At 38.7% G+C, this 16,721-nt stretch carries 15 protein-coding genes; 10 read left to right on the top strand and 5 right to left on the bottom strand.

Annotated elements, in window-relative coordinates; all coding sequences use genetic code 11:
* Positions 1-74: 74 nt before the first annotated feature.
* The 6 genes from E1140_RS20150 (at position 75) to E1140_RS20125 (ending at position 7,042) form a co-directional block, all read left to right on the top strand.
* A complete protein-coding gene (locus E1140_RS20150; protein WP_343034270.1) occupies positions 75-2,240 on the top strand; it encodes a B12-binding domain-containing radical SAM protein in 2,166 nt (721 codons plus the stop codon).
* 218 nt (positions 2,241-2,458) lie between these two features.
* The gene (locus E1140_RS20145) at positions 2,459-4,495 is read left to right on the top strand and encodes a tetratricopeptide repeat-containing sensor histidine kinase (protein WP_155188410.1); all 2,037 of its coding nucleotides are present in this window, start codon (positions 2,459-2,461) and stop codon (positions 4,493-4,495) included.
* A 3-nt stretch (positions 4,496-4,498) separates the two neighbouring features.
* Positions 4,499-5,221 carry a LytR/AlgR family response regulator transcription factor gene (locus E1140_RS20140; protein WP_155188408.1) on the top strand — a complete coding sequence of 241 codons (723 nt, stop codon included), beginning with the start codon at positions 4,499-4,501 and terminating at the stop codon, positions 5,219-5,221.
* A gap of 57 nt (positions 5,222-5,278) precedes the next feature.
* On the top strand, positions 5,279-5,833 hold the full coding sequence (locus tag E1140_RS20135; protein ID WP_155188407.1) for a DUF4287 domain-containing protein: 555 nt from the start codon (positions 5,279-5,281) through the stop codon (positions 5,831-5,833).
* An 89-nt stretch (positions 5,834-5,922) separates the two neighbouring features.
* Positions 5,923-6,423: an RNA polymerase sigma factor gene (locus tag E1140_RS20130; protein ID WP_155188405.1), complete on the top strand. Its 501-nt coding sequence runs from the start codon at positions 5,923-5,925 to the stop codon at positions 6,421-6,423.
* A 4-nt stretch (positions 6,424-6,427) separates the two neighbouring features.
* Positions 6,428-7,042 carry a hypothetical protein gene (locus E1140_RS20125; protein ID WP_155188403.1) on the top strand — a complete coding sequence of 205 codons (615 nt, stop codon included), beginning with the start codon at positions 6,428-6,430 and terminating at the stop codon, positions 7,040-7,042.
* Here the strand turns inward: E1140_RS20125 and E1140_RS20120 are convergent.
* The 3 genes from E1140_RS20120 to E1140_RS20110 form a co-directional block, all read right to left on the bottom strand.
* The gene (locus E1140_RS20120) at positions 7,032-7,952 is read right to left on the bottom strand and encodes a polysaccharide deacetylase family protein (RefSeq protein WP_155188401.1); all 921 of its coding nucleotides are present in this window, start codon (positions 7,950-7,952) and stop codon (positions 7,032-7,034) included. The two genes, E1140_RS20125 and E1140_RS20120, sit on opposite strands and share 11 nt — an antisense overlap.
* A gap of 62 nt (positions 7,953-8,014) precedes the next feature.
* The gene (locus E1140_RS20115; protein ID WP_155188398.1) at positions 8,015-9,349 is read right to left on the bottom strand and encodes a M23/M56 family metallopeptidase; all 1,335 of its coding nucleotides are present in this window, start codon (positions 9,347-9,349) and stop codon (positions 8,015-8,017) included.
* A complete protein-coding gene (locus tag E1140_RS20110) occupies positions 9,346-9,717 on the bottom strand; it encodes a BlaI/MecI/CopY family transcriptional regulator (protein ID WP_155188395.1) in 372 nt (123 codons plus the stop codon). The genes E1140_RS20115 and E1140_RS20110 overlap by 4 nt, the downstream gene beginning before the upstream one ends.
* A gap of 263 nt (positions 9,718-9,980) precedes the next feature.
* Between E1140_RS20110 and E1140_RS20105 the strand changes: the two genes are divergently transcribed.
* Positions 9,981-10,376 carry an endonuclease domain-containing protein gene (locus tag E1140_RS20105; RefSeq protein ID WP_155188393.1) on the top strand — a complete coding sequence of 132 codons (396 nt, stop codon included), beginning with the start codon at positions 9,981-9,983 and terminating at the stop codon, positions 10,374-10,376.
* A gap of 96 nt (positions 10,377-10,472) precedes the next feature.
* On the opposite strand, the gene solA is transcribed toward E1140_RS20105, so the two are convergent.
* Positions 10,473-11,609, bottom strand: coding sequence for an N-methyl-L-tryptophan oxidase (solA, locus tag E1140_RS20100; RefSeq protein ID WP_155188391.1), 1,137 nt, complete (start codon positions 11,607-11,609; stop codon positions 10,473-10,475).
* 129 nt (positions 11,610-11,738) lie between these two features.
* Here solA and E1140_RS20095 point away from each other — a divergent pair, with 129 nt between their 5' ends.
* Entirely contained in the window at positions 11,739-12,596 is an 858-nt protein-coding gene (locus E1140_RS20095; protein WP_155188389.1) for an SH3 domain-containing protein, read from the top strand.
* Between the two features lie 33 nt (positions 12,597-12,629).
* Here the strand turns inward: E1140_RS20095 and E1140_RS20090 are convergent, their stop codons facing one another.
* Positions 12,630-14,723, bottom strand: coding sequence for a helix-turn-helix domain-containing protein (locus E1140_RS20090; RefSeq protein ID WP_155188387.1), 2,094 nt, complete (start codon positions 14,721-14,723; stop codon positions 12,630-12,632).
* A gap of 217 nt (positions 14,724-14,940) precedes the next feature.
* On the opposite strand from E1140_RS20090, the gene E1140_RS20085 reads away from it, so the two are divergent.
* Together E1140_RS20085 and E1140_RS20080 are read left to right on the top strand one after the other, a co-directional pair.
* Positions 14,941-15,540: an ankyrin repeat domain-containing protein gene (locus tag E1140_RS20085; RefSeq protein ID WP_155188385.1), complete on the top strand. Its 600-nt coding sequence runs from the start codon at positions 14,941-14,943 to the stop codon at positions 15,538-15,540.
* A gap of 8 nt (positions 15,541-15,548) precedes the next feature.
* Positions 15,549-16,622: an acyltransferase family protein gene (locus E1140_RS20080; RefSeq protein ID WP_155188383.1), complete on the top strand. Its 1,074-nt coding sequence runs from the start codon at positions 15,549-15,551 to the stop codon at positions 16,620-16,622.
* The last annotated feature ends 99 nt before the right edge of the window (positions 16,623-16,721 follow it).

Below are 16,721 nucleotides of genomic sequence, written 5' to 3'. Positions count from 1 at the left end.
AAGGTTTCTATAATCTTTTTGAAATATTAGAGCAAGGTTCTATCACTAAGTCGATATTTGCATAAATTGCTTTCATCTTGAACGAGCTACTTTTAATTACTCCACCCTTTACACAGCTTAATACGCCCTACCCGGCAACAGCATATTTAAAAGGCTTTTTGAATACCAAAGACATTCCGTCCCATCAAATGGATTTGGGTATAGAGGTAATACTAGAGTTATTTTCAAAAAAGAACCTGAGTCGAGTTTTTGAGCAAGCTGAAAAGAATAGGACAATAAAGTCTGACAATGCTAAAAGGATTTATGCATTAAAAGAGCAGTATATTTCCAAAATTGAGGAAGTAATCAATTTCCTTCAAGGTAAAAATCTGTCACTTGCCAGATCCATTACCACCCATGATTTTCTGCCTCAGGCTTCTCGTTTTGATCAACTTGATGATTTGGATTGGGCATTTGGCAATATGGGTTTGCAGGACAAAGCAAAGCATTTGGCCACCTTGTTTTTGGAAGACCTTTCTGATTTTATCATCGAGTGTATTGATGAAAATTTTGGTTTTAGCAGGTATGCAGAGCGGCTGGGTATGAGTGCCAATAGCTTTGATGAATTGCATCAAAGTTTGTCCGCCCCTCCAACTTTTATTGATGAGCTCACACTTCAGATACTTGAAGAAAAGGTAAATTCAATAAAACCAAGGCTAGTCTGTTTTTCGGTTCCTTTCCCCGGTAATTTGTACAGTGCCTTCCGCTGCGCACAATGGATAAAAACTCATGATCCTAGTATTAAAATTGCAATGGGAGGTGGTTTTCCTAATACAGAGTTAAGGTCAGTAACCGATGTTCGGGTATTTGAGTATTTTGATTTTATAACACTTGACGATGGTGAGTTGCCCATTGAATTATTAGTACAACAACTTAGTAAAGGAATAGATCAGGCTGAGCTTAAAAGAACCCTTCATCTAAAAGATGGTGAAGTTTATTACAATAACCTTTCTACAAGCTCCGATTACAAACAGACACAAGTTGGCACTCCTGATTATTCAGACCTGTTACTAGACAAATACATTTCAGTAATTGAGATCGCCAACCCGATGCACAGCTTATGGAGTGACGGCAGATGGAATAAGCTCACTATGGCGCATGGTTGCTATTGGGGCAAATGCACTTTCTGTGATATCTCGCTAGACTATATAAAACTCTATGAGCCCATTGCAGCCAAAGTATTAGTAGATAGAATGGAGCAGCTCATTGCACAAACCGGTGATACGGGCTTCCACTTTGTGGATGAAGCAGCACCGCCTGCACTCATGCGGGAATTGGCTCTGGAGATTTTAAGAAGGGGTTTAGTCGTAACCTGGTGGACCAATATAAGGTTTGAAAAGAGTTTTACCTATGACTTGTGCCAGTTGCTCAAGGCATCTGGTTGCGTAGCTGTATCAGGAGGACTGGAAGTGGCTTCTGATCGTTTATTAAAACTTATCGACAAAGGAGTAACTGTTGAACAAGTAGCTAGAGTAACCAGAAATTTTACTGAGTCCGGTATTATGGTGCACTCTTACCTAATGTATGGCTATCCTACCCAAACGGTACAAGAGACCATTGATAGTTTAGAAATGGTGCGCCAGATGTTTGAACAAGGGATTTTACAATCTGGGTTTTGGCATCAGTTTGCACTTACGGCACATAGCCCTGTCGGTCTAGAACCAGCAGCCTATGGAGTTACTCCTATTCAGGAAAAAATCTCCTTTGCCAATAATGATATTCAATTCACCGATGATACTGGCATAGATCATAATCAATTCAGTTTTGGACTGAAGAAGTCATTGTTTAACTATATGCATGGTATCTGCTTCGATTATGACCTACAGGAGTGGTTCGAATTCAAAATTCCAAGTACAACTATTGAGCCTGATTACATTTTTAATTGCCTTGAGAATGAAGGGTTTCAGGAACTCTCAGCTACCGCTAAAGTTTTCTGGTTAGGACAGAAACCGATATTGGAAGAAGGTAAAAAAACTAAGTTGACATTCTATAGAAATTCAGATTCAACTCAAATCACAATAGAAAAAGACAAGGTTAAATGGCTTCTTAAATTCTTGGAGGAAGCAAAGCCAGACTCAACGCCAACCTTGAATTTAGGTGCAGTAAAAAAATCATTTGAGGAACAGTTCGAAGACTTTGAATTATTCTGGTATTCTAAGCCTATCAACAAACTTCGTGAAGCTGGGCTATTAATACTCTAGGTCATAAAAGGCGGAAGCGCAGAACCTCTCGATCCCACGCCTCCACCTCTGGACACTTTATGAAGAATAAACCTGCTTAGTTAAATGTAGAACCATCCTACCTAATAATTCAAAGCTTTGGGATTAACTGCAGCAAAATGTTGATTAACAGTAGGATAATGTAGTGAGAGCTATTATATTGAATACTTGGTGTTATATCTCGAATCTGTCTATAATATATGAGGTACTTCCTGTTGGCGCTGCTGTACCTTTTTGCTAATGGTAAGTTACACAGTCAATCTAAGCTTGACAGCCTGGAAGCTATTGTCGATAGTAAAAAAGGAAGTGAGAAAGTAGATATACTTAATACTTTGGGCTTCGATTATGCCTTCTCCTCATTAGAAAAAGCAAAGAAATACTCATACCAAGGTTTGAAAGAAGCCAAAGCGATAGGCTACGGGATAGGACAGGCCAGGGCTTTAATCAATGTTGGCTATAATAATCTTGACTACCATAATAATGACAGTGCTGCCTATTACTTCAAAGAGGCAGTTAACTACGCAAAATCCATAGCTGATACTGTTGGCATCGCCAATGCGTTTAATGCTTTAGGCAATCTGCAGCTTCAAATTAGTGATTTCAAAAGTGCAGCTTCCAGCTATAACGATGCACTTTTCTATCAGCAGAAAATGAATGAAATTGGCGGCATTACCAGTGCCTACAACAATATTGGAAAAGTGATGGAGAAAGTGGGAAGCTATGATAAAGCCATTGAATACTATCTGAAAGCCCTAAAGCTTAATAAAGAAAATAACTTTGAAAGAAAAAGAGCACTGAATCTACTTAATATTTCAATGGCCTATATCTATCAAAAGGATTATAAGATGATCATCCCCTATTTAGATGAAGCTGGTTCCTTGCCTATCTTAAAAACTAATCTTTCACTACAATCGAACTACACCAATCAATTAGGTTTACTAAAAATGAAGCTAAAAGAGTATGATAGTGCCATTTACTTTTTTAATAAGACCATTGAAATAGACAAAGAGCGAGGAAGAAGCTATGGGACTGCACTACATAACATGTCAGAAGCCTACTTTTTGAAAGGTGATTATTCAAAAGCATACGCAATAGCCAAAGAAGGATTAGATATGAAACGAGCAGGCGGTGATAAAGCAAGTATTATTTTTTCACTGCATTTTTTAGCAAGAATTCACAATGCTCTTGAGCAGCATAAAACGGCATTAGAATATTCTCAAGAGGCTTATGACCTATCAAAAGAAATCAATCATAAAGATCGTGAAGAAATATCAATGATGTACCTCTCAGAAAGCTATCAGGGCCTTGGGGATTATAAAAAAGCATGGAACTACAGAATGCAATACGAAGCTTTAAAAGATAGCCTTTTCAATATTCAGAAATCGGAACAAATGGCGGCAATGTCTGCCCTTTTTGAGACCGAAAAGAAGCAACAGACCATTGAACTTCAGCAGTCTGATTTAAAGGCCAAAGAGGCTAGTCTGGATCTGGCGCAAAGCACGAATACAAAACTTATCATTGGTGTAGCAGCTTCTATCATTGCAGCGCTGAGTATATTGCTCGCCCTGGTAGTGAAGCTCCGCAGTAACAAAAAGTTAGCTCAACAGAAACTGGAAATTGAAGCTAAAAACAATGAGAATGAAACCTTGTTAAAGGAGATTCATCATAGAGTTAAAAACAACCTCCAGATCATATCAAGTATCCTAAATATACAGTCCCGAAATTTAGAAGATCAAATAGCTAAAGATGCTGTAAATGAAGGTCGGAGCCGAATTAAATCAATGTCATTGATTCATGAAAAACTGTATGGAAATAATCAGCTATCAGTCATTAACATGAAAGAATATATTGAAGAACTTAATGATTTTCTATTCAGCAGCTACAAACCTAAAAATGAGGTAAAAAGAAATATTGATGTGGATTCGCTGGACCTTGATATTGACACTGCCGTTCCTGTCGGTCTGATTTTGAATGAGCTTATTTCAAATTCGCTCAAATACGCTTTTAACAATGAGGATGGCGAATTAAAAATAAGTTTGAAAAGTAAGGCTAACAATCACATCTTATCGGTAATGGATAGTGGCCCTGGTCTTCCTGAAGACTTCAGAACTAAAAAAAGCATGGGAATGCGACTTGTTAATGCTTTAACAGAACAACTTAATGGAATAGTTGAGATATCAGAGCAACCAGGAACATCATTTACATTAAAATTTACAAGCCCCATAACTGCGAGATAATATATGGAAGGAACTAGAGTTGGCATAATTGAAGATGAAATGATTATAGCTGAGGATATAAGAGACATCCTCGAATCCAACAGCTTTCATGTTTGTGGGGTTGCAAAAAATTATGACAAGGCCATTGAGTTAATTGACTACACTGAACCTGACATAGTATTACTGGACATCAAGATTAAAGGTGAACAAGATGGTATAGACCTGGCACACAAAATTCGTGAAGATTACAATATCCCATTTGTTTTCATTTCCTCCCACTCCGATCCGCAAACTGTTAAGCGGGCTACTGAAGTACATCCTTACGGCTATCTGGTAAAGCCTTTTGAAGATCAAGATGTGCTGGTCGCTATAGAAGTCGCACTAAGTAATTTCAGATCTCAACAGGCAAAGTCTGAAGAAGAACCCATGCTGCTGTCAGACTCTCTTTTCGTGAGAACCAAAAACCTCTCCGTGAAAATACCATTGAGCGAAATCAGGTATATTAAAGCTGATGGCAACTACTCCCAGATTCAAACTAGAGATAAAAACTATGTTTTACGGTCTACCCTGAAAGAAATAGAAAACAAGCTCGACCACAATAAGTTTTATAGAACACATAAGTCATTCATCGTCAATCTGGATCAGATGTCTGCCATTAACTCAGAATATGTGGTGATAAATGAAGAAAAGCTTCCTATAGGCCGAGACCGACTTCACCATTTGATGGAGCGAATCAATAAGTTGTAAGTCGTTTGATTCAATGCCTTGATTTTCATAATTTAATAGGAATAACCAATTAAGAATATGGATCAAGCAGCCCAAACCATGATAGATAACCTGCACAAGAACACGGGTAAATCTCTTGAAGAATGGATCGAAATTGTTAAAAAAGAGAATTTTACCAAGCACGGTGAGGTTATAAAATTCTTAAAAGAAACACACGGCTTCACCCATGGATTTGCCAATCTGGTAGCTCATAAATCCAAAGGTTCAGATGCCGGTTCAGCCAGTAATACTGATGATCTGGTGGAAGCTCAATATAAAGGCAAGGAGCACTTTAAGCCTCTTTATGATAAACTCCTGGCTGACATCCTTAAGTTTGGCAAAGATGTAGAAGTAGCTCCGAAAAAAGCCTATGTAAGCCTTAGAAGGAAAAAACAATTCGGCTGCCTGAACCCTGCTACTAAAACAAGATTTGAAGTTGGTATTAATCTCAAAGGTCAACCTGGTTCTGGCAAACTGGAAGAGGTGACTGCAGCCAATGCCATGTTTTCTCACAAGATCAATCTGGCAGATATCAATGATGCAGATAGCGAAGTACTTGACTGGCTCAAGAAAGCGTATGACAACGCTGGTTAAGATTTTTAAAATTTCTTTTAAAGATCTGTGACATTTTCAAAGTCTGTTCGAATAATAGTTAAAATCTTTCATTCTTAATTATTTGAACATTGACGGCAGCACAGGAAATTGAATTCACTAACTACCTAGAGAAGCATAAAAAGCTGATCTATAAAGTGGCCAGAGTCTATTGTCATGACGCTGAAGACCTAAAGGATTTGATTCAGGATATTATCGTTCAATTATGGAAGGCTTTTCCTTCTTATAATGACAAATATGCCTTCTCTACATGGACTTACAGGATTGCACTTAATGTTTCCATTTCACAGCTCCGCAAGTCAACTTCTAAAAGCAAAAGGCTTGAAGAGTATCTGGAGCAGGTGGAGTATTTGAACATTGACGAGCAGCATGAAGATGAAAATCTGGCTAACCTCTTCAAATTTATTGGTTTATTAAAGCCAATTGACAAGGCCGTTATACTACTTCATTTGGATGGAATTTCAAATAAAGAGGTAGCTGAGATTACGGGTTTTACAGTTTCAAATATCTCAACCAAAAAGCAGCGCATCATCGAAGAATTGAAAGGTCATTTTGAAACCTTAAAAAATTAGCATTATGAATTTTGAAGAATTAGCATCCGCCTGGAAAGCAAATGATCAAACACTAGAAAGCACCATTAAAGTAAACAGGCTATTAGTTAAAAATCTGGCTTTCAGAAAAATCAAGTCAAGCCTGTATGAAATCAAGTGGACAAGCTTCTTTGAGCTGGCAGTAAACGTATTGTTCTATTTCTTTCTTGTCAATTTCATAAGAGATCATCTGACCCAATATGAGTTCCTAATTCCAGCAATATTGCTTTTGGTATTGACAATAGTTGAGGTTGGCGCTGAAATATTCAAGCTGTATCAAGTATTAACCTTAGATGCTCAGGAATCGGTATTGAAGGTTAAAGAAAAACTTACATTACTCAAGCGTTTGGAAATAATAGATACTTACAGCTTGTACATTATTATTCCTGTTTTTTCAGGGCCATTCTTTCTGATTCTAGCCAAAGGACTTTTGGGTATTGATTTATACCAATTTGATCTCACCTGGATGATTCAGTATGTTGGAGGCAGTTTTGTTGTAGCGGCAATACTGGTTTTTATCCTCAAAAGATTTCCAAATGAGAAGCTAAAAGCGGCTATGGAATTTATTAACACATTGGAAGATGACGAGGCTAGTCGGTAATGTATTTGGGTACTTCGGGGTTCCCCTTCCATATATCACCTTTTAGGTCTCTACTCAAGGCACAATGCTCGAGCCAGGAGATACCCCAGTTACCAAACTTTGTTACCTGCTCCTGATAAGCTTCATCTTTTAAGACCTCCTCCTGCGAGACAAAAGTATAGCCATGCTTTTTAAAAATACCTATTAGCTTATCCATGTAATCAGCATTGAGCTTATTCGCATGGGTGAGCATAGTTTGTGCGATGTCTCTATCAAACAATGTGGAAGACATGTTCTCATAATACTTCAGCTTCTGCTCAGAATGATCAAGATATGACGCACCTATTTTTTTCATCAAAGTACTATCTCCATTCACATAGGCCCTCGCATAAGCCTGAGCAAAAAGGTAATCTTCATTGTCTATCGTGATGGGTGTAGGTATATAATTATGATCAGCCAAAAACTGATTCAAAGAATCATATGCCCCTTGAGTATTTCCACTATGAAGAAATGGATGCCTGAAATACTTCAATTCCTTGCCATGCTCTTTAAGCAAAGGACGAATATGCTTTTCACCTTTTAGCAAATCTTCGGTAAAGTCTGTATATGACATCTTATTATAACTTCCATGCGAATAGGTATGATTGCCCAATTCAAACCCATTGTCTAACCAATACACCAACAACTTATACTTCGACTCATTAAAGGTTCCGTTGGGATATAATTTACCTTCATTAACATAACCTATGGCCGGAACATCATATTCTTTAAATGTAGCCAAGAGCTTTTGTGTGATTTCAAATTGTGTGTCTGGTGAGGATACTGCATAAGGAACTATGGGCAAATCATCTACGGTGATACAAATTTGCTTGGTTTGTGCGCTGGCCGCAAAACCAATTAATATCAGGTAAAATGTGGTTGTTAATCTCATGGATTATAAAAATAAAGGCTCAACCTTTAATTGCTGAGCCTTTTGAATATTTATTTAAAAAATTAACAGCCTTCGGTACTCAATTTTGGATCGACTGGCTTTCCGTCTTCATGGATTTCATAATGCAAATGTGGAGCTGTAGAAGCTCCGGTATTACCCACATAGCCGATAAGCTGATCCTTAAATACCTTCTGATTTTGCATCACCACAAAATTTTTCATATGCGCATATTGAGTAGCATATTTATCACCATGTTTGATTTGAACGTAATAACCTCTTGCATCATCAAACTTGGCAAGTTCCACTACACCATCAGCAGTAGCATAAATTGGTGTACCTTCTTTGGCTTTGATATCAACACCATCATGGTGTTTCTTCTCTTTAAGAATAGGATGCATTCTTTCTCCAAATGGTGCGGTTATTTTTATCGCACCATCTAATCTAATTGGCCAGCCTTTAGGCTGAACCTCCTCAACCAAACTTGTCAGGGGCTCAGCAAATTCTAGGATTGGGGCTTTTACCTCAGGGCGAGTGTTCATGGCCAACAGTCCTGCGGTCATAGGAAGCGCACCAATAATAAAAAGGCGTCCCCAGTTTCGAGTTTTTGTTTTGTTCATCATACTTATTCTATTTTTAAGTGGTGCAGCAAAATTTGTTGTTATTGGGTACTTGTTGCTGCTTTCAAGTGATTGTGAAACGAGTAATGACTGATAGGCCAGAAGATTTCCTCCTTGTAGTATTACCTCCCTATCGGCCAGATATTCCAGGTTAATTCTAATCGCTTTCTTGAGTTGATAGATCACAGGATTAAACCAGAATACAATTATTGACAGCTCTATAAAAACCAGATCAATAAAGTGCTTTTTGTTAATGTGCTCCCGCTCATGAATAATAATTTCATAAGGCACATGGTTCTTCCAGTGGGTTGGAATATATATTTTATTAAATAAGGAAATTGGCTCTTTAACTTTGTCATTGGCATAAACCTCCTGTCCGTGGATGATCAATCTTTCCGATTGTTTCACCATAAATAATGCAGACCGAATGCCCCATATTAACCTTACTAACAATAAAAGGGCTATCACTCCATAAGCAGCAGGAATTACAATTGGCCAAATGCTGGTCGAAGAACTCATAGTACTCCACTGTCTTGTCACCTCTGAAATATCCAGGTTAGAGGTCTCTGATAAAGAAGTGACCTGCGATATGGCTGCAGGTAATTGTTCAGAAGTAAGAAATAAAGAGGCAAATGGGACAGCTAAGCTGATAACTAGTGCACTTAGCAAATACCATCTGTTCATGGCAAAAAAAGTCTTGCCTCTTAAGAATATGAAATAATAAAGCCAGAAGAGTAAAAGGCCAATGCCAGACATGAGAAAGTACTGCACAGGGTTCATTCGTTTTTCTTTTTAATTTCTTTATCGATTTCAGCTTTAATGGCTTGAAGTTCATCTACCGTCAAATCAGAATTACTGAAAAATGTAGCAAAGCCCTGCCATGAGTTTTCAAAGAAGTTAGACACCATTCCTTTGAAGTGATTTTTAAAGTAATCCTCCTTCTTTATCAATGGATAGTACTCATTGATCTTTCCGTAGGTATTATGCCCTACAAATTTCTTTTTCACCATCACTCTAATAACAGTAGATACCGTTGGGTAGGCTGGCTTGGGGTCTGGAAGAGCCTCCACAATATCTTTCAGAAAGCCCTTTTTGAGCTTCCAGAGTACCTGCATGATATTCTCTTCGGCCTTAGTTAATTCATTCATGCGTCAAATATATAACTATATTTATAATTATAAAATTATTTTTATAATTATAAATGAAAAAGCACTATGCCCGGACAAGTTCCGGGCCCTTTTAAATAAAACTTCAACTATTAATCAGGAGATGCCGGAACAAGTCCGGCAAGATAACCTACTACCCCTATTTTCTCCCTAGAATGGAACTAATACACCATGCAAGTAATCCCTTCCAAGGAGGGGACAAAGGGGTGGGTAACATTTCTCTCACAATTACTATATTGTAATTAATGCGCAAGATCATTCCATATAACCCAAAGCTACTTCCACTGGCCAAAAAGCTCAGAGCCAATATGACATTAAGTGAGGTACTACTTTGGAATGAACTCAAAGGCAAACAACTCGGCTTTCAGTTTAGCCGACAAATACCTATTGACAATTTCATAGTAGATTTCTACTGCAAAGATTTAATGCTTGCGCTAGAAATTGATGGCAGTAGTCATCATCCTGAAATACAGCAGATAAAAGATAAAGTCAGACAGGAACGGTTAGAATCATTAGGAGTGCACTTTCTACGCTTTGATGATTTAGATGTTAAGAAAAATATCAGATGGGTTGTCAATGAGATTTATCAATGGATTGAAGTTAACCGACCCACCCCTAGCCCCTCCCAGGAGGGGAACTAGTACACAGTAAAAAAATGCTCTCCCCGGACTAGTTCCGGGGTCTAAATGTCGGAGATGCCGGATCAAGTCCGGCAAGACAATAATTTGAGGTGGGTTTTAGAACCTCCCCAATTCCAAAAACTGGATAGGCAAATCACTGCCGCCTTCCAGGGCAAGATCGGCTAATGCCTCGCCTATTACTGGTGAGAATTTATAACCATGGCCGCTGAATCCACAGGCAATCACAACACGCTCATTCATATCAGGCAGCAGGTCAACTATAAAATGATCATCGGGAGTATAGGTGTATTTGCACGACTTCACTGTATCTAACTTAGCATTCACCTGATTGAAATAGCGAGCCAGAAAATCATTGAGTAATTCCTTCTCACGCTCAAGTACCTCTAAATCCTCATGGTCACTATAAACCTCTCCGGGGTTATGATAGCCAAACTTTACCCCTTCTGGACCACCAACTTCAGTTGGCATTTGAGGGAACCCATAAAAAGCGCCATCTCTGCCCTCATCCACCAATAGCCAGCATGGCATATTGGCCGGATCGTATTTGAAATTATTTTGCGGTTTTACCCACGCCAAATACTGCCTGGTAACTTTAAGCTTAACTTTCAAATCAAGCAGCTGCTCAGAAAATGCGCCTGATGCAAATACTATCCTGCTTGCTCTATATTGTCTTAGATTGGTAGTAACAGTCACTCCATTGCTGCCTACCTCCCATTTTTCTATGCGCTCATTGGTATGGATTTCCGCGCCTAGTTCTTTTGCCATTTCAGCATAAGTCTGAATAGCCCTTTCTGGAGTTACAAAACCAGCCTCTGGCTCAAAAAGACACTCATAGTGTGAAGGTGTTTTAAATTGAGGCCACTTCAGCTTAGCTTCAGCTAAGTCCAGTTGATCCAGCTTTATGTCATAGGTGTCGGCCGAACGCTTTATAGATGTTAGTGTAGTGTCACCTTCAGCACCAAAGTATACAATGCCTGTAGGCCAGTAAAACTGCCTCCTCGACTTCTTTTCCAGATGACGCCAGCCGTCATAAGCCTTATGTAACAACGGCACATAATCGGAGTGCTCAAAGTAGGCTTTGCGAATAATGCGGCTTTGGCCGGTATGCGAACCATTCTCATGGCTAATACCAAATTGCTCAATACCCAGCACCTTCACACCCCGTGCAGCTAGCTGATAACAGGTGGCCGATCCCATAGAACCAACCCCAATTACAATGACATCATATACCATGGAATAAATTTAATGTTAGTTGCGATGAAAAAAGTAATTGAGGTGAAATAATAAGTATGGTTTATTAGTTTTAAAGCTTACTAATATAAATGACAAACACTCGGTGGGTGTTTGTGATAAATGCATCGCATGAAAATCATGAAATCTTATTCAATTCTTTGCTTTGTAGTATTATATACGCCTCTGTTATTCTCCCAAGACATAATTAACTATCAAAAAGGGGATATTGAATACCTTAATTTTAAAGATAAACCCCCATGTTTTGTTTGTACATATAACATCGAAGATGAAGGAAATGTATTAGAGTATGGTCTTCATAAACAAATAACCATTGACACAGTTGCAGATAAAATTCATGAGGGACGATACTTATTTGGAATGGGAAATAGTTTTGTGTTTGAATTTAGGAATGATACTTCATATCTATTCGTATTGGGGATAATGGAATACGCAAGTCAAGTCAAGGTTTTAGATAAAATTAAAGTACCATTTAAAAATGGTGAGAGTCAAAATATAAACTACTTAAGCTGTGATTTAAGTGACAATAATGATATAAGTATTTTTGCCATTACAGTTGAAAATCAAAAAACCTATTGGCAGAAGCATCCACTTCAGACATTCCAATATTTTAACAATACTATACAGGCATGGAGAGTAAATCGTGAAACTATGAGATTTAAAGAAATTCATGATTTGAATAGTGTTAAATGCTTAAATGGATCGTATATGGACTATTCACCATATGAAACAACATCGGAAGAATTGATAAAGGGCATTGTTGGAAAAATTAATGACCCTGATGGATATGTAAATGTGAGAATGAGACCAATAATAAAGTCAAATATTGTTTATAAACTATTACCGAATTCTGACTTTAGATATTGGAAAGATCCTAATTACAACTGGTGGAAAGTCATTATTTACAAGAATGGAACGCCATACCCGATTCATGGATTTGTACATAAATCTAGGCTTACTAAAAAGTAATTTCTTAACAAGGCCTATGAGTTTTAATGCCAACTACAAATCCCCTTTCAAAGGCTGGATAACATCTTTCTTCTCTAGCATTACCCTGATCTCTTTGTGCTTTGCCCAGAATTTATCTTTGATCTTTTTCATCACTTTTTGATAATCAGGATGATCTGTCATTTGCGGAATGATCGGGTCTTTATCTAGAAACAGCACGATCCAGTATTGATAATTATCCTGCTCAGAAAAGGCCTTTAAGTGATCCATGGCTTTATCGGTATCACCCATGGTTGCATAATAAGCGGACAGGCTCAAATCTCTATACATCGACTGATCATTTTCAGCATATTTCAAATAACTGTTATAGTAGCGCTTGGCTTCTTCTTTACGGCCCAACTGCTCAAGTACATAACCTATTTTAATGTCTTCACTCTGGTAGATATCCAATTGCAGTGCTTCCTTCAACTTAATAAACCGATCATAATACTGCCAAGCCTCTTTATAATCTTTCATCGTGTAGCATACCTTCGCCACTTCCTGAATTATATCCACTCTAGTAGTATCCTGTGCCAGTACTTCTAATAATTCCTTCTTGGTTCTCACCAAATCAAAATCCCGTGCCATTTTAATATAGACGTACAGGTACTGAGAATATAAGTTATCAGGATTATACTCCAGCGACTTTTTAATATAAGTCTCTGCCTCATTTATAAAACCGGATTGTGCCAGTGCATTACTCAAATGCAAATAAGTATAACTGGCCGTTGCAGAGTCCTGACCTGCTACTGCCACCCGAATACCCTGAAGCGCATGCGTAAGATATTTTTCGGTATCAGGAAGTATCAACCCATAAATGTTGGACAAGAAATTATGCACCCAGGCCACATTGGGGTAGTATTCCAACACCTCTTCAAAAGAGTCAATGGCTTTATTAAAATCCCTGGTTTGCATATAATACAAAGATCTGGCGATCAAACTTTCACCCAGCGCTGAATCCAACTCCATGGCCTTGTCAGCATAGCTCTTCAAATCTTCAGTATATTTCTGCTCTGTCTGGTACAGGTCCAGGTAATAGTATGAAATAGCAATGTAGGCATAGGCCTGAGCAAACTGCCCATCTTCCTGAATGGCCTTCTTAAACTCTGCAAGGCCCTCTCTCAGTCCTTCGCCCGTTTCGTCATCAAGCAAAGCCTTACCTTTTAAATAATGGTCGTAGGCCACCAGATTGTTGGTCGGTATTTTTTCGATGCGCTCTCTTTCAGCAGGGGTAATAATAGCATTGATCTCGCCAGCAATACTCTTGGCTACTTCAGATTGTAACTCAAAAACATCATTGATCTCACGCTTGTATCGCTTTGACCACAAGTGTTTATCACTTGGTGCCTCAATTAACTGAATGGTAAGCAAAATTTCATTCCCAATTTTTTGACCGCTGCCTTCAATAAAATAACTCACATTAAGTTCTTTGGATAGCTCAGGAATGGTCTTGGCGATTCCCCTGTACTTCTCGACAGTGGTTCGACTAGTCACCTTTATATCTTCTATCTTCTGAAAGTTGTCCAGAATGGCTTCCATCAGCCCATTCATAAAGTAGATGTTCGTACTGTCTGCACTGTCATTCTTGAAGGGCAATACCGCTATGGATTTACTGAGGTTATTTTGAACAGGTTTTTGCTTGTCGAAATAAAAAAACAGCATTACCGCTACAATGGCTAATGAAGAAATGATCAATGGCCAGGTCATATTTCGTTTATCCTGAGAGGTTGGCTGCGCTTCTTCAGCAGCTTCTTGTTCCTGTTCAAGCTTTGCTCTGCTTCCTGCCTCACCAGGAGTATAGCCATACAATTCTCTAAAGCATTTGGTAAAATAAGAAGTGCTGCTAAAACCCACCTGATAGGATATTTCCGATACCGTCAAAGTATCATCTTTCAAAAGCTGCTTTGCATTATGTAGTCTTACATTCCTGATCAGTACACTTACAGACTCCCCAGTTTCCTGCTTCACCTTCCTCAGCAGATTTGACCTGCTCATACTAATGCTATCAGCCAACTCAGTTACACCAAAGTGTTCATCGGCAAGATTATCTTCAATAATGGCAACTACCTTTTTTAAAAAAGTACTCTTAGAGGTCTGGAAATCTGACATTTATATCAATATGTGGACATGCAATAATCGGGAATTTAAATACCACTCACAACAGCTCAATATCGCCCTTTTGCATCATAGTTTATAGTCTATCAGCATAGTTTCTACATAAAACGCATAGCTGACAACTCTTGCAGCATGGCTGTTTAGTGGCGCACTGCCTTCCTTCTGAGCTTTGTATCATCGAAATAAATGTTAATCACAAAACACAAAAACAATGAAAACTTTAAAATTAACAACAGTAAAAAATTGGTTTGTCCTAAGCCTTACTATTATACTATTAGGAACGGCTTCCTGTAATCAAGCGCAGGAAAAAACTGCAGATGAAACTTCGGAAGAAGTAAAAGTAGAAGCACCGAAAGCTACCATACATGAGGCTACATTTTTTGGCAATGCAGAGGCAGTGAAAAAGCATATTGCCGCTAAAACTGATCTCAATGAGAAGGATGCTTATGGATCAACACCCTTACACATTGCCGCTACTTTCGGAAAAACAGATGTGGCCTTGTTATTAATAGAAGGTGGCGCCAATGTAAATGCAACCAGTGCTGATGGTTCTACACCACTTCATACTGCAGCATTCTACGGACGCACTGAAATTGTAAAGGCATTGCTTAAAAAAGGTGTTGATGCTTCAGTTCGTAACTCCTACAACTCTACTGCCTATGAGTCTGTGTCTGGTCCATTTGAGAGTGTAAAGCCCATTTATGATCAATTAAGCAAAGACCTTGGACCTCTAGGTTTGAAACTGGATTATGAGCAGTTGCAGGCCAATCGCCCTTTGATTGCTGAAATGATTCAAGCTAACGGCAAATAATTAATACAATGTCAACTACAAGAAGATACGATATTGATTGGGTGAGAGTCATTGCTATAGGTCTATTACTGATCTACCACATAGCAGTGGGCTTTCAACCCTGGGGGGTGTTCATCGGGTTTATCCAAAACAGCGAAACTATGCAGTGGCTATGGACTCCTATGGCGATGCTCAACATCTGGCGTATTCCACTATTATTCTTTGTCTCTGGTATGGGCGTTTACTTCGCCATCCAGAGGCGAGATTGGAAAGCACTTTTAATTGAGCGTACAAAACGAATTTTAGTGCCTTTTACTTTCGGGATGCTGGCCATTGTGCCATTGCACGTGTTTCTATGGCAAGAGTATTATAATCAGGATTTAAACTATGTAGTAAGCCCTATGCACCTGTGGTTTTTAGGCAACATATTCATTTATGTACTCATTTTTACACCTCTGTTTTTCTACCTGAAACATAACCCAGATGGGAAGCTGCATCAATGGATCAGCAAGGTCATGGGCCATCCTTTGGGGCTACTGGTTGTCATCCTTCCATTCATTGCAGAAGCAGAGCTGCTTAACCCAGAAAGTTTTGAATATTATGCCATGAATGCCCATGGTTTCTGGTTAGGCATGGTCGCTTTTTTGACTGGGTTTCTATGTGTTTATAGCGGCCGGACATTTTGGAGCAATGTGACTAAATGGCGATGGGTAATGCTTATTATAGCGTCCATATTATATGGATTGAGAGTACAGGAAGGTGAATTTAATGCACCCTATTATCTAAAGGCCATTGAGTCTAACCTTTGGATTTTTACCGTGTTTGGCTTTGCCCACAAGTATCTTAACAAGCCCAGCAATATACTGAGTTATTTAAGTCAGGCTGCTTATCCTGTTTACATCCTGCACATGGTATTCCTCTATTTGGGTTCGTGGTTGCTGTTTCCGATGGCAATACCCGCTTTTGCAAAGTTTGTCTTGGTAGTGATCATCACTTTGGTAGGATGCTTTGTAACGTACGAATTTGTAGTAAAAAGAGTGAACTGGATAAGGCCGCTGTTCGGGTTGAAGATGGTAAAAGAGAAAAAGCTGGCTATGGCTTAAGGCTGGGATTTGTTAGTTTTAAGCATAACATCATGCTTACAAGGTTCCGCTTTTGAACAACACTAAATAGAAACTAACCTCTTAGATACACTGAGTTTA

The organism is Fulvivirga lutimaris (assembly GCF_009711525.1).
Classification (GTDB): Bacteria; Bacteroidota; Bacteroidia; order Cytophagales; family Cyclobacteriaceae; genus Fulvivirga; species Fulvivirga lutimaris.
This window is presented reverse-complemented; position numbering and strand designations above follow the sequence as displayed.

Bases quoted from the DNA above. Each gene is read 5' to 3' on its own strand.
- E1140_RS20145 (WP_155188410.1), top strand. From the start codon at position 2,459: ATGAGGTACTTCCTGTTGGCGCTGCTGTACCTTTTTGCTAATGGTAAG.
- E1140_RS20140 (WP_155188408.1), top strand. From the start codon at position 4,499: ATGGAAGGAACTAGAGTTGGCATAATTGAAGATGAAATGATTATAGCT.
- E1140_RS20135 (WP_155188407.1), top strand. From the start codon at position 5,279: ATGGATCAAGCAGCCCAAACCATGATAGATAACCTGCACAAGAACACG.
- E1140_RS20125 (WP_155188403.1), top strand. From the start codon at position 6,428: ATGAATTTTGAAGAATTAGCATCCGCCTGGAAAGCAAATGATCAAACA.
- E1140_RS20120 (WP_155188401.1), bottom strand. From the start codon at position 7,952: ATGAGATTAACAACCACATTTTACCTGATATTAATTGGTTTTGCGGCC.
- E1140_RS20115 (WP_155188398.1), bottom strand. From the start codon at position 9,349: ATGAACCCTGTGCAGTACTTTCTCATGTCTGGCATTGGCCTTTTACTC.
- E1140_RS20110 (WP_155188395.1), bottom strand. From the start codon at position 9,717: ATGAATGAATTAACTAAGGCCGAAGAGAATATCATGCAGGTACTCTGG.
- E1140_RS20105 (WP_155188393.1), top strand. From the start codon at position 9,981: ATGCGCAAGATCATTCCATATAACCCAAAGCTACTTCCACTGGCCAAA.
- solA (WP_155188391.1), bottom strand. From the start codon at position 11,609: ATGGTATATGATGTCATTGTAATTGGGGTTGGTTCTATGGGATCGGCC.
- E1140_RS20095 (WP_155188389.1), top strand. From the start codon at position 11,739: ATGAAAATCATGAAATCTTATTCAATTCTTTGCTTTGTAGTATTATAT.
- E1140_RS20090 (WP_155188387.1), bottom strand. From the start codon at position 14,723: ATGTCAGATTTCCAGACCTCTAAGAGTACTTTTTTAAAAAAGGTAGTT.
- E1140_RS20085 (WP_155188385.1), top strand. From the start codon at position 14,941: ATGAAAACTTTAAAATTAACAACAGTAAAAAATTGGTTTGTCCTAAGC.
- E1140_RS20080 (WP_155188383.1), top strand. From the start codon at position 15,549: ATGTCAACTACAAGAAGATACGATATTGATTGGGTGAGAGTCATTGCT.